This is a genomic window from Burkholderia pyrrocinia, from assembly GCF_003330765.1.
In the GTDB taxonomy this organism is placed as follows: domain Bacteria; phylum Pseudomonadota; class Gammaproteobacteria; order Burkholderiales; family Burkholderiaceae; genus Burkholderia; species Burkholderia pyrrocinia_B.
This window is the reverse complement of the sequence record NZ_CP024903.1, coordinates 1,614,927-1,628,033: the sequence shown is the minus strand read 5'-3', so window position 1 is coordinate 1,628,033 and position 13,107 is coordinate 1,614,927. Positions and strand designations below refer to the sequence as shown.

The window sequence follows — 13,107 nt, the reverse complement described above, 5'->3', positions numbered from 1 at the left end:
TCTCCATGCGAAATGTCGAAAGTCGCATCGAGACTACGGAAGCCGCGTCGGCCCGTATTGAAGAAAACTGCCCTCGGCGGTGCGCGGCCGCCGTCAGTGCAATGCGCGCGGCGCGTGCGCCGGCCGCGTGTCGGGCGCATCGGCCGGGCCGGCTGAATCGTCCGGGCCGGCTGAATCGTCCGGGCGCAGCGGGCCGCTCGCGCAAGGTTGCGTCGACACCGAGAAACCGAACGTATTGACGCCGCCCGAACACGCGACGAACACGCCGCCGCCGTGCATCTCGGCCACGGCCTTGACGATCGACAGCCCGAGCCCGTGGTTTTCCTTGCTGTTCGCGCGTGCTTCCTCGAGCCGGTAGAAGCGCTCGAACACGTGCGAGCGCTGGGCGGCGTCGATCGGCTCGCCGGGGTTCGCGACGGACATTTCGACGAGCGCGTCGCGGCGCGTGATCGTCACGTTCACCGTCGCACCGGGCGCCGAGTGCTGGATCGCATTGATCAGCAGGTTCGTCATCGCGCGGCGGAACAGCGACGGATCGACGGCCGCGCGCGCATCGCCGTGCAGTTCGGCGCGCAGCTGCGCCTCGTCGAGCGGGATTTCGAGGAAGTCGAGCATGCGCCGCACCTCGTCGGCGAGCGACACGTCCTTCAGGTCGGTCGCGCGTTCGCCGCGGTCGCTGCGCGACAGGAACAGCATGTCGTTGATGATCACGCGCAGCCGCTCGAATTCCTCGAGGTTCGATTGCAGTGTCTGACGCATCCGGTCGACCGAGCGGTCGCGGCTCGTCAGCGCGACCTGGGTCTGGCCGATCAGGATGCTGATCGGCGTGCGCAGTTCGTGCGCAACGTCGGCGTTGAACGCTTCGAGCCGCGCGTAGGTTTGCTGGATGCGATCGAGCGCACCGTTGAACGCGGTGGCGAGATCGCGCAACTCGGTCGGCAACGCGTCGGTATGCAGCCGCTGGCGGCGGTTCGTGGCGCTCACGGTCGCCGCGTCCTGCGACAGCCGGTCGAGTGGCGCGAGCCCGAAGCGCGCGACCGCGCGGCTCAGCAGCAGCGTGATGACGGTGGCGGTCGCGATCAGCGCGGCGAGGGTCCAGCCGAAGCGGCGCAGCATCCGCTGGGTACGCTCGCACGACGTCGCGACGATCAGTTGCAGCGTCGGCCGCTCGCCCGCGCCCGCCAGCGTGACGGTCTTCGTCATCACCGCGTAGCTGCTGTCGTTGAGCGCGTAGCGTTGGAACGCGCCGAACGGCGCGCCGACGGGCACGCCGTTGACGGGGCTGCCGAAGCGGAACGCCGGGTTCGGACTGACGACCTGGTAGTGCGTCGAGCCGTCGGGCGGTTCGAGATCGGCGAGCTTTTCCTGCATGAGGCGGCCGCGGGCGGCCGTGGTCGCGTGCGACACGATCATCTGGGCGACCTTGGCGCGCGTGTCGATCGTCGCGCGCAACTCGGCGAACAGCTGGCGCTCCATCATCACGAACAGCCCGCAGCCGACCAGCGTGAACACGAGCAGCGACACGATGCCGAACATCGCCGAGAGCCGCAGGATGATCGAGCGTTTCATGCGCGCCGCTCGCTGTCGCCGTCCTCGCGCGCTTCGAGCACGTAACCCATGCCGCGGATCGTGTGCAGCAGCTTGTCTGCGAACGGGCCGTCGAGTTTCGCGCGCAGGCGCTTGATCGCCGTCTCGACGACGTTCGCGTTGCTGTCGAAGTTCACGTCCCACACGAGTTCGGCGATCGTCGTCTTCGACAGCACGTCGCCGCTGCGCCGCGCGAGCACGCCGAGCAGCTGGAATTCCTGCGCGGTCAGGTCGAGGCGCGTGCCGTCGCGGGTCGCGCGGCGGCCGATCAGGTCGACGCGCAGGTCGCCGATCGAGATCAGCGTCGATTCCTGCACGCGCGCGCGGCGCGTCAGCGCGCGCAGCCGTTCGATCAGTTCGAGGAACGAGAACGGCTTGGTCAGGTAGTCGTCGGCGCCGCCGCGCAGCCCGCGCACGCGATCGTCGACGCGGTCGCGCGCGGTCAGCATGATGACGGGCGTCTGCTTCTGCGCGCGCAACGCGCGCAGCACGCCGAAGCCGTCCAGCTTCGGCAGCATCACGTCGAGCACGACCACGTCGTAGTCGAATTCGACCGCCTTCCACGCACCGTCCTCGCCGTCGAGCGCGGTGTCGACGACCCAGCCTTCCTCGGTCAGGCCGCTCTTCAGGTATTCGACGACTTTCGGTTCGTCTTCGACGATCAGGACTTTCATGTTGGTTGTCCGCCTAATCGGGTTAAGGGCCGACGCCCGCGGTGCGCTGCGGGCCCGCCGCCGCGACGTCGGACGGCGCGGGGCCGCCCGTCGCACCGCCGTCCCAGCCGCCGCCGAGCGCCTTCGCGAGAAATACGACGAGCGCCGCACGCTGGCCCTGGATCTGCACGGCCTGGCGCTCGCTCGTCAGCAGTTGCTGCTGGGCCGTCAGCACGTCGATGAACGGCGTCAGGCCGCCCGCGTAGCGATCCTGCGCGAGCGACACGAGCCGGCGCGCGTCGTCGACGGCCGCCGATGCCTGCTGTGCGGCCTGGGCCAGCACCGACAGGCCCGTCACCGCATTCTGCACCTCCTGGAACGCGGTGAGCACGGTCTGCCGGTAGCCGGCCTGCGCGGCGACATAGCCGGCCTGCGCGAAATCGACGCCGGCCTTCAGCTTGCCGCCTTCGAACAGCGGCTGGCTGACCGACGCGCCGACCGACCACAGCAGCGCCGGCACGGTGAACAGGCCCGCGAAGCGCGTCGCGTCCCAGCCGAGGTCCGGCGACAGCGCGATGCGCGGGAAATACGCGGCGCGCGCGACGCCGATCTGCGCGTTCGCGGCGGCCATCGCGCGCTCGGCCGATGCGACGTCGGGCCGCCGCTGCAGCAGGTCGCTCGGCATGCCGGTCGGCAGCGCGGGCGCGTTGATCGGCACCACGCGCGGCGGCAGCGAGAATGCGGGGGCCGGCGTGCCGACCAGCGTCGCGATCGCGGTTTCGACCTGCGCGCGCTGCTGGATCAGCAACTGCGCCTGCGTGCGCGTTGCGTCGAGCTGCGCGCGCTGCTGGAACAGGTCGAGGCCCGACACCGCGCCGAGGTCGTGGCGTGCGCTCACGTAGTCGAGCGCCTTCTGCTGCAAGTCGATCGAACGCTTGACGACGTCGATCTCGGTGTCGAACTCGCGCAGCGCGAAATAGCTCGATGCGAGATCGGCGGTCAGCACGAGGCGCGCGTTCGCGAAGTCGTCGTGCGCCTGCTCGGTGCTCGCCTGCGCGGATTCGACGCTGCGCCGCACGCGGCCGAACAGGTCGAGTTCGTAGCTGACGCTCGCGCCGACCTGGATATCGTTCTGCACGGTCGACATGCTCTGCGTCGCGTAGTTGGTCTGAGGCCGGTCGGCGGAGATCTTGAAGCGCTGGCCGCTCGCGTTCAGGCCCACGGCCGGATATTGCGCGGACGCGACCGACGCGAGCGTCGCCTTCGCCTGGTCGTAGCGCGCGGCGACGGCCTTGAGGTTCTGGTTGTTGCGCAGCGCGTCGGTTTCCAGCGCGTCGAGCTGCAGATCGCCGAACGCGGTCCACCACGCCGGATCGAGCGGCGCGCGGGCGGGTGCGGCCGGGTGCCAGTACGCGTCGGCCGGGTCGAGCCGCCACGCGGCCGGCGTATCGACGGGCGGGCGCTGGTAGTCGGGGCCGACCGTGCAGCCGGCGAGGGCGGCGGCCGCCGCGACGGCGGCGAGCGCCACGGGCCGCACGCGAACGCGCATTGCGATCACGACTTCGCTCCCGCGACGGCGGATGCCGGTTTCGCGGCCGGCGTCGACACGACGACCGGGTCGCCGTTCGCGAGCGCGTCGCCCGGGTTCGCGACGAGGCGGTCGTTCGGCGTGATCGACCCGTCGACTTCGAGCGTCTGCCCGATCGTGCGCACGATCGTCACCGGTTTCAGGCGGACCTGGCCGTTCGCGTCGACGGTCGCGACAGTCGGGCCTTCGGCGCGGAACAGCAGCGTACTGGCCGGGATCTGCAGGCGTCCGACCGGCGTCATCGGCAGCGTTGCCTGCACGTACGCGCCGGGCAGCAGCCGGCCGTCCGGGTTCGGCAGCGTGATCTCGATCTGCAGCGAACGCGTCGCGACGTCGATCGCCCCGGAGGTGCGCGTGATCGTGCCGTCGAAGGTCTGGCCCGGCAGCTCGGCCTGCGCGACGCGCACGTGCAGGCCGACCTTCACCTGCTGCGCGTAGGCCTGCGGCACCTGCACGTAGAGGCGCAGCCGGTCGCCCTGCACGACCGTGAACAGCGAGCGGCCCGCGTTGCCGGAGCTGACGAGATCGCCGACGTCGACGTTGCGCTGCGTGACGATCCCGTCGATCGGCGCGACGATCCGCTGGAAGCCCTTCAGTTCGGTGAGCCGGCGCATGTTCGCATCGGCCGCGGCGAGGTTCGCGGAGCCCTGGTTGAACGCGCCTTGCCGGTCGTCGAGTTCCTGCTGCGATACGGCATCGCGCTGGCGCAACTGCTGCGCGCGGTCGAACGACGTCTTCGCGAGCGCGAGCGCCGCCTGCGCCTGCTGGCGCTGGGCGGTGGCCTGCGCGAGTTCCTGGTTCAGCTCGGGCGTGTCGAGTTCGGCGAGCAGTTGCCCCTGCTTCACGTGTGCGCCGATGTCGGCCTGCCAGCGCAGCACGTAGCCGCTCGCACGCGCGTAGATCGGCGCTTCGACGAAGCCGCGCAGCGTGCCGGGCAGCGTCAGCTTGCCGCCGGTGGCGGCGTCGACCGGATGCACGACGTTCACGTACTGGCGCGTGTTCTGCTCGGCAACCGCGTCGAGCCGGTTGCGGTTCAGCACGTTGACGACGATCGTACGCGCGGCGCCGGCGGCCAGCAGCACGCCGATCACGATCAAGACGAGCCGTGCGCGCCGCGACACCGACGTGCGCGTCGGCAGGTGCATGCCGTGTTCGTCCACCTGGATGCCGACGGAACTGTGATGTTTCTCTTCCATGAATTAACCGGGTCTATAGGCGAAGGTCAGTGTCCGGCCTGGCGCGCGCGCCGGCGGGCCAGCCGCGAATGCACGCCGCCGAACACGAGCGGCACGAACAGCAAAGTCGAAACGGTCGCGAACAGCAGCCCGCCGATCACCGCGCGGCCGAGCGGCGCGTTCTGCTCGGCGCCTTCGCCGAGCCCGAGCGCCATCGGCACCATCCCGATGATCATCGCGAGCGCCGTCATCAGCACCGGCCGGATCCGCGTCGCGCCGGCCTCCAGCGCGGCCGTGAGCGGCGGCGCGCCGGCCGCGAGGCGCTGGCGCGCGAACGACACGACGAGAATGCTGTTCGCGGTCGCGACGCCCACCGTCATGATCGCGCCCGTCAGCGCGGGCACGCTCAGGTGCGTGCCGGTGATGAACAGCATCCACGCGATGCCGGCGAGCGCGGCCGGCATCGCACTGATGATGATCAGCGGGTCGAGCCACGACTGGAAATTGACGACGATCAGCAGGTAGACGAGCACGATCGCCATCGCGACGCCCGCGCCGAGGCCGATATACGACGTGCGCATCGTCTCGACCTGCCCGCGCATCGTCAGGTCGGTGCCGCGCGGCAGTGTCGCGCGCGCGTCGGACACGATGCGTTCGATCTCGCCCGCGACCGAGCCGAGATCGCGGCCCTCGACGCTCACGTACAGGTCGATTGCCGGGCGGATGTTGTAGTGCGTGATCACGGCCGGGGCTGCGACGCTGCGCATCTGCACCAGGTTGCCGAGCAACTGCAGCGGCATGCCCGTGCGGCCGCTGGCCGAGATCGGCGTGCCGAGCAGGTCGTCGATCGACGAGATGCTGTATTGCGGGGTCTGGATCTGCAGTGGGTACTGGACGCCGGTTCGCGGGTTGATCCAGAACGACGGGGTCGTCTGCGAACTGCCGGACAGCGAGATCAGCATGTTCTGCGCGACGTTCTGCGCGGAGAGATTGAGCTGCTGCATGCGCGTACGGTCCATGTCGGCCAGCAGGGTCGGTTCGTCGTTGCGCTGCAGGACGTGCACGTCGACGGCGCCGGGGATTTGCCTGACCTTTTTCATCAGGCTGCTCGCGATTGTCATGTTACTCGCGAGATCGTTGCCGAGCACCTGCACGTCGATCGCGGCCGGCTGCCCGAAGTTGAGGATCTGCGTGATGATGTCCGACGGCTGGAAGAAGAACTCGACGCCCGGGAAGCGTTCGGGCAGCAGCTTGCGCAGCGTCTGCACGTAATGCTGGGTCGCGCGGTGGCCGGGCTTCAGCGCGATCAGCAGTTCGCCGTCGAGCGAGCCGATGGTGCCGGTGTTGCTGTACGACAGGTTGATGCCGCTCCCGGGCAGGCCGAGGTTGTCGACGATCGCGCCGAGCTCGTCGGGCGGCACGGCTTCGCGGATCACGCGCTCGACCTGGTCGGCGAGGCGCGCGGTTTCCTCGATCCGGTAGCCGGTCGGCGCGCGCATGTGCAGCCGGAGGTTGCCGGAATCGGCGTTCGGAAAGAAGTCGCGGCCGAGCACGAACACGAGGCCGGTCGACAGCACGCAGAAGGCGAGGAAGCACATCGCGTAGAAGCGGCGGCGCACGAGCAGCATGCTGAGCAGCACGATGTACCACGCACGCAGCCGCTCGAACGCGTCGTTGAACGCGTGATGGATGCGCGCGAAATGCGACGTCCCGTGATCGGGGCCGGTGCTGGCCTGCTGCGGGCGGAACAGCAGCATCGCGAGCGTCGGCACGAGCGTGCGCGACAGCACGTACGACGCGAGCATCGCGAACACGACGGCCTCGGCGAGCGGCACGAACAGGAAGCGCGCGACGCCCGTCAGGAAGAACATCGGCACGAACACGATGCAGATGCACAGCGTCGATACGAACGCGGGCACCGCGATCTCGCCGGCGCCTTCGAGGATCGCCTCGTGCAGGTTCGCGCTGAATGACGACCCCCACGCTCCCGTCGGTCGCTGCCCCCCGAGGGGGGCGCTCGGCACGCTTGGGGCGGCCGGGCGCATGCCGAGATGCAGGTGCCGCTCGATGTTCTCGATCGTGACGGTCGCGTCGTCGACCAGGATCCCGACCGCGAGCGCGAGCCCGCCGAGCGTCATGATGTTGATGGTCTCGCCGAGCGCGGCGAGCGCGATCAGCGACGTGAAGATCGACAGCGGGATCGAGATCGCGATGATCAGCGTGCTGCGCCAGTTACCGAGGAACAGCAGGATCATCATCGCGGTCAGCACGGCGGCGATCAGCGCCTCGTGGATCACGCCCTGTACGGCCGCGTTGACGAACACCGACTGGTCGAACAGCGGCGTGATCGTGAGCCCTTCGGGAAGCGTCGGGATCACCTTCGGCAGCAGCGCCTTCAGGTCCGACACGACCTTGAGCGTCGACGCGTCGCCGGTTTTCAGGATCGACACGAGCACGCCGCGCCGGCCGTTCTGGCGCACGACGTTGGTTTGCGGCGCGAAGCCGTCGCGCACCGCCGCGACCTCGCGCAGGTAGGTCGTCGCGCCGTTGACGGTCTGGATCGGCAGGTTGTTGATGTCGGCGATCGTGTCGGCCGACGCGTTCGTGTCGATCCGGTATTCGGTCGGGCCCATCTTCGCGGTGCCGGTCGGCAGCACGAGGTTCTGCGCGTTGACCGCGTTGACGATGTCGGCCGGCGTGAGGCCCTTCGCGAGCAGCGCCTGCGAATCGAGATCGATCGCGACCACGCGCGTGCGGCCGCCATACGGGAACGGCACCTGCGCGCCGGGAATCGTGATCAGTTGCGGGCGCAGGAAGTTGAGCGCGATGTCGGCGAGCGACTGTTCGCTGAGTGTCGTGCTCGACAGCCCGAGCTGGATCACCGGGATGCTCGATGCGGAATAGGTGATCACGAGCGGCGGCGTCGCGCCCTGCGGCATCTGCCGCACGATCGCCTGCGCGGACGACACGGTCTGCGCGATCGCCGTCTGCACGTTCGCGCCGGGCTGCAGGAACACCTTCACGACCGCGATGCCGGGCAGCGACGTCGATTCGACATGCTGGATGTTGTTGACGGTCGTCGTCAGGATCCGTTCATGCACGGCCGTGATGCGGTTCGTCATCGCCGTCGCGGAGAAGCCGCCGTAATTCCAGATCACGCTGATCACGGGGATGTTGATCGCAGGCAGCACGTCGACGGGCGTGCGCATCAGCGCAAGCGGGGTGGCCAGCACGATCATGATGGCCATGACGATGAACGTGTAGGGGCGCCTGAGCGCGAGATTGACGATCCACATGGAGGCAGCGGGGCAGGCGGTGATCAGGCGTCGGTGAAGGGAATTCGAATGATAGGCGTCGGCGTGGAACGGGTTGCTGGCGCGAAACTGGCGGAATTGTCAGGTTGGGGCGCGGCGGGCGTCGGCCGACTCCGCAGACGGAATGTGCGCGTCGTGCCGGCGACGGTTTTGTTCATCGGGCCGCACTCAGAGCTGCTCCATGCCGAAGCGCGCGAGCGCACCCAGATCGACGACATCGATCTGGTTGTACGCGAGCCGCAGCGCGCCAAGCTTCTCGAGCTGCTGCAGCGCCTGGTTGATCCGCTGCCGCGACACGCCGACGAGCATCCCCAGTTCCTCCTGCGAGATCGACAGCGACGGGCCGGTGTCCGGATACAGGTCGGGGTTGAAGAGCTGCGCGAGTGCCTGTGCGACGCGCGCATCGACGTCGAGCAGCCGGCTGTTCTGGATCGACGCGATGAACTCGCCCATCCGGTTGTTCAACTGGTGGATCACGAAGCGCGTGAACGGCAGGCTCGTGTCGAGCAGCGCATGGAACGTGTCGACCGGCACGAACAGCACGATCGAGCGCTGGATCGCGACGACCTCGTACTTGCGCAGCTCGCGCTTGATCACGCTGCCTTCGCCGAACCAGCCGCCCGACGGCACGCCGGAAAACGTGCAGCCGCGCCCCGACACGTTGAAGATCGCGAGCTTCAGCAGCCCGCGATGCACGCCGATCCAGTATTCGGACGGCGCGAGCCGGTGCGCGATCACGTCGCCGGCCTCGCACTGCTCGACGCGCGACTGCGCGAGCACCAGCGCCTGGTGTTCAGGCGCGAGCGTGCGGAACCACGCGCACCGGCCGAACAGCGTCGACAGCGCCGGCATCGGGCCCGGGTCGGGAGGCGCGTCGGCCGGGTGGACAGCCGCGTCGGGCGGTGCAACGAGGTGGTCGTGCATGGGTGCGGGTTTGCGAGGATAGGGATAACGCGCAGCGCTCGAAAGGCACTCTGTCGTTTCGATGACAGACGGCTCACAATAGCGCCCGTTAGGCTGTCGGCAATTGAACCACATCAAAACGATTCGGGGTGCATGCACGCCGGTCGACAGGACACGGGAGACAGGATCATGACGCAGATGTTCGAGGCCGGACTCGGCCGCCGCGACGCCAATTACGTGCCGCTCACACCGATCGACTTTCTGGTCCGGACGGCCGAAGTCTATGGCGAGCGCCTCGCGATCGTGCATGGCGACGTGCGGCGCACGTGGGGCGAAACCTGCACGCGCGCGAAGCAACTGGCGAGCGCGCTTGCGCAGGCCGGCGTCGGACGCGGCGACACCGTCGCGGCGATGCTGCCGAACATTCCCGCGATGGTCGAAGCGCACTTCGGCGTGCCGATGGCCGGCGCCGTGCTCAACACGATCAACACGCGGCTCGACGTGACGTCGGTGCTGTTCATGCTGCGTCACGGCGAGGCGAAGGTGCTGATCGTCGACACCGAATATGCGGAGCTCGCGCACCGCGCGGCGCTCGAGGTACCGGGCCTGAAGATCGTCAGCGTCGCCGACGCGATGCCGGCCGATCCTGCGCGCTTCGCGGGCGCGACCGACTATGAAGCATTCGTCGCAAGCGGCGACGCCGACTACGCATGGACACCGCCCGCCGACGAATGGGACGCGATCGCGCTGAACTACACGTCCGGCACGACCGGCGACCCGAAGGGCGTGGTCTACCACCATCGCGGCGCGTATCTCGCGGCGATCAGCAACCTCCTCGAATGGGACATGCCGAAGCACGCGGTGTATTTGTGGACGCTGCCGATGTTCCACTGCAACGGCTGGTGCTTCCCGTGGGCGGTCGCGGCGCGCGCGGGCGTGAACGTCTGCCTGCGCAAGTTCGACGCGAAGACCGTGTTCGACCTGATTCGCCGCGAACGCATCACGCACTATTGCGGCGCGCCGATCGTGCAGAGTGCGATCGCGAACGCGCCGGCCGAATTCCGCGAAGGCATCGACCACACGGTGCACGCGATGGTCGCGGGTGCGGCGCCCGCGCCGGCGGTGATCGCGAAGATGAAGGAGATCGGCTTCGACCTGCTGCACGTGTACGGGCTGACCGAGGTCTATGGCCCTGCGACCGTGTGCGCGAAGCAGTCGCACTGGGACGAACTGCCCGATGAAGAGTGTGCGCGGCTCAATGCACGACAGGGCGTGCGCTACCACCTCGAAGCGGGGGCGACGGTGCTCGATCCCGACACGATGGCGCCGGTGCCGGCCGACGGCGAGACGCTCGGCGAGATCATGTTCCGCGGCAACATCTGCATGAAGGGTTACCTGAAGAACCCGAAGGCGACCGACGAGGCGTTCCACGGCGGCTGGTTCCATACGGGCGATCTCGGCGTGCTGACGCCGGACGGCTACATCCGCATCAAGGACCGTCGCAAGGACATCATCATTTCGGGTGGCGAGAACATCTCGAGCATCGAGGTCGAGGACGCGCTGTACCGGCATCCGGCCGTCGCCGTTGCGGCCGTCGTCGCGATGCCCGACCCGAAATGGGGCGAGGTGCCGTGCGCGTTCGTCGAGCTGCGCGAAGGCGCGAGCGCGACCGAGGAGGAGATCGTCGCGCACTGCCGGCAACTGCTCGCGAGCTTCAAGGTGCCGAAGGCCGTGCGCTTCGGCGAGTTGCCGAAGACCTCGACCGGCAAGATCCAGAAGTTCCAGCTGCGCAATGCGGTCGGATCGGACAAGGCGATCGACCTGGCGGGCGACAAGAAGAAGTAGCAGGCGAAGTCAAATACGCGTCGCGCGGCTCAATGCACGACGAGCCACGCGACGGCCAGGTAGCGGCCGACCTTCGCGATCGTGACGATCGCCAGAAAGGTCGGCAGCGGCTCGCGCAGCACGCCGGCGATCATCGTCAGCGGATCGCCGACTACCGGCGCCCAGCTCAGCAGCAGCGACCAGCGGCTGTAGCGCGCATACCAGCGCTCGGCGCGCGCGAGCGCGGACGGCTTGACCGGAAACCAGCGGCGCTCGCGGAAGTGCTCGATGCCGCGCCCGAGCGCCCAGTTGATCACGGAGCCGGCGACGTTGCCGATGCTCGCGACGAGCACCAGCGCCCATACGGGTTCGCGGGCGGCGAGCAGCAGGCCGGCGAGCACGGCTTCGGACTGCAGCGGCAACAGGGTCGCGGCGACCATCGACACGGCGAACAGGCCGCCGTAAGTGAGCAATTCGGACATCGCGCGATTGTACCGGCCACACGTCGGCCGGCCCGGGTCGCACGGTCACTGGGTCACGGGGGCATGCGGCATCGACCGTGCGCCCCCGTCCGCTCAGTTCCAGCCGACCATGATCGCCCCCATCCCGACGAGCAGCCCGCCCGTCACGCGGTTCATCGCGCGCATCCGCGCCGGCCGCTGCAACGCGCGGCTCAGCCGGTGCGAGAACAGCGCCATCGACGCGACGCCGCCCGCGAACAGCAGCGCGAACGTCGCGGCGAGCAGCAGGTATTGAAGATTCAGGCTCCAGTCGGCGTTCGGGCTGATGAACTGCGGAAAGAACGACGGAAAGAACAGCAGCGTCTTCGGATTCAGGCCCGACGTCGCGACACCGCGCCAGAACAGTGCACGTCCGGTGTCGGTGTCCGGCACGGCGATCGCGGCCCCGGCTTCGGCCGATGCGGCGGGGGCGGTTGCCGGCGCACGATTGAGCCATTGCTTGACGCCGAGCCACACGAGATACGCGGCGCCGGCCCAGCGCAGCACGGTGAGCGCGTGCTCGTCGAGGTGGACCAGCGAATTCAGGCACAGCGCGGTCAGCACGAGTTGCAGCAGCACGGCGAGCGTGCCGCCCCACACGCATGGCAGCGCGCGGCGCCAGCCGGTGCGCAGCGCCTGGTTCAACGTGAGCAGGTTGACGGGGCCGGGCGCGTAGATGAGAACGACGGAAGCAGCGAGGAACGACAGATAAAGCCTGAACGACATGACGGGAAGTGCGAGAACGGGGATGCAGGCACCGGCTCCGCACGCGGTCGGATAGGCGTGCGGGCGGCGGGGAATCGCATGCCTGCTTGTCCGGCACCGCAACTCGTGATTGCGGCCGTGCGTCCCGGTGCGAAGGGGTTGTCGCGGGGAGCGTGCCGGGCAACAGGCATGGTGAAAATGTATCAAGCGGGCCGGTTAAAAGGCTTCCTGTTTTCCAGCAAAATGGGCCTGTAACCGGAATCCTGTTCAGCTAGAATGCGGATTTTCAGTAGAAGATTCTTCTCATCATGGCTACCCGCGAACGCTCGCCGAAATCCCTCGACAATCAGGACCGCAAGATCCTCGGGGCATTGCAGAAAAATGCGCGCCTGTCGAACGCCGAACTGGCCGAACAGATCGGCATGTCGACGACCGCGTGCTGGAACCGCACGCGGCAGCTCGAAGTCGACGGCTACATCGACGGTTACGTCGCGCTGGTCAACCAGCGCATGCTCGGCTACGCGGATATCGTGATCCTCGAAGTCACGCTCGATCGCCACGAGGACGATGCGCTTGCGCGTTTCGGTTCGGAACTGGCAGCGTTGCCCGAAGTGCTCGAGGCGTATCTCGTGTCGGGTGAATACGACTACTGGATCAAGGTTGCCGTGGACGGCACGGCCGGCTACGAGCGGTTCCTGCGCGAAAAGCTGTACAGGATCTCGAGCATCCGTCACAGCCGCTCGATGTTCGCGCTGCGCTGCATGAAGGACGTGCCGTCGATTCAGGTGTGAAGAAGGGGGCCCGTTTCCACGATACCGGCCCGGCATGCCGATGCCGGACGCAGCGGCCGTTCGGCGC

General features: G+C 68.2%; 10 protein-coding genes. 2 read left to right on the top strand and 8 right to left on the bottom strand.

Annotated features, from left to right (window positions below):
- Positions 1-93 precede the first annotated feature (93 nt).
- The 6 genes from CUJ89_RS24915 to CUJ89_RS24890 all read right to left on the bottom strand — a co-directional run bounded on the left by CUJ89_RS24915 (position 94) and on the right by CUJ89_RS24890 (position 9,241).
- Positions 94-1,569, bottom strand: a complete 1,476-nt coding sequence (locus CUJ89_RS24915; protein WP_114180044.1) for a heavy metal sensor histidine kinase — start codon at positions 1,567-1,569, stop codon at positions 94-96.
- Positions 1,566-2,261, bottom strand: a complete 696-nt coding sequence (locus tag CUJ89_RS24910; protein WP_114180043.1) for a heavy metal response regulator transcription factor — start codon at positions 2,259-2,261, stop codon at positions 1,566-1,568. Before CUJ89_RS24910 ends, CUJ89_RS24915 begins: the two co-directional genes overlap by 4 nt.
- A gap of 22 nt (positions 2,262-2,283) precedes the next feature.
- On the bottom strand, positions 2,284-3,789 hold the full coding sequence (locus tag CUJ89_RS24905; protein ID WP_114181546.1) for an efflux transporter outer membrane subunit: 1,506 nt from the start codon (positions 3,787-3,789) through the stop codon (positions 2,284-2,286).
- Positions 3,790-3,794: 5 nt separating this feature from the next.
- The gene (locus tag CUJ89_RS24900; RefSeq protein ID WP_114180042.1) at positions 3,795-5,024 is read right to left on the bottom strand and encodes an efflux RND transporter periplasmic adaptor subunit; all 1,230 of its coding nucleotides are present in this window, start codon (positions 5,022-5,024) and stop codon (positions 3,795-3,797) included.
- 26 nt (positions 5,025-5,050) lie between these two features.
- Entirely contained in the window at positions 5,051-8,299 is a 3,249-nt protein-coding gene (locus CUJ89_RS24895; protein WP_114180041.1) for an efflux RND transporter permease subunit, read from the bottom strand.
- A gap of 186 nt (positions 8,300-8,485) precedes the next feature.
- Entirely contained in the window at positions 8,486-9,241 is a 756-nt protein-coding gene (locus CUJ89_RS24890; protein ID WP_201752392.1) for a Crp/Fnr family transcriptional regulator, read from the bottom strand.
- Between the two features lie 168 nt (positions 9,242-9,409).
- On the opposite strand from CUJ89_RS24890, the gene CUJ89_RS24885 reads away from it, so the two are divergent.
- Positions 9,410-11,065 carry an acyl-CoA synthetase gene (locus CUJ89_RS24885; protein WP_114180040.1) on the top strand — a complete coding sequence of 552 codons (1,656 nt, stop codon included), beginning with the start codon at positions 9,410-9,412 and terminating at the stop codon, positions 11,063-11,065.
- A gap of 29 nt (positions 11,066-11,094) precedes the next feature.
- Here CUJ89_RS24885 and CUJ89_RS24880 read toward each other — a convergent pair whose 3' ends face one another.
- On the bottom strand, positions 11,095-11,526 hold the full coding sequence (locus tag CUJ89_RS24880; RefSeq protein ID WP_114180039.1) for a YqaA family protein: 432 nt from the start codon (positions 11,524-11,526) through the stop codon (positions 11,095-11,097).
- A 93-nt stretch (positions 11,527-11,619) separates the two neighbouring features.
- Complete coding sequence (locus CUJ89_RS24875) at positions 11,620-12,270, bottom strand: LysE family translocator (RefSeq protein WP_114180038.1); 651 nt, start codon at positions 12,268-12,270, stop codon at positions 11,620-11,622.
- A 287-nt stretch (positions 12,271-12,557) separates the two neighbouring features.
- Between CUJ89_RS24875 and CUJ89_RS24870 the strand changes: the two genes are divergently transcribed.
- Entirely contained in the window at positions 12,558-13,040 is a 483-nt protein-coding gene (locus tag CUJ89_RS24870; protein ID WP_114180037.1) for an Lrp/AsnC family transcriptional regulator, read from the top strand.
- Positions 13,041-13,107: the final 67 nt, after the last annotated feature.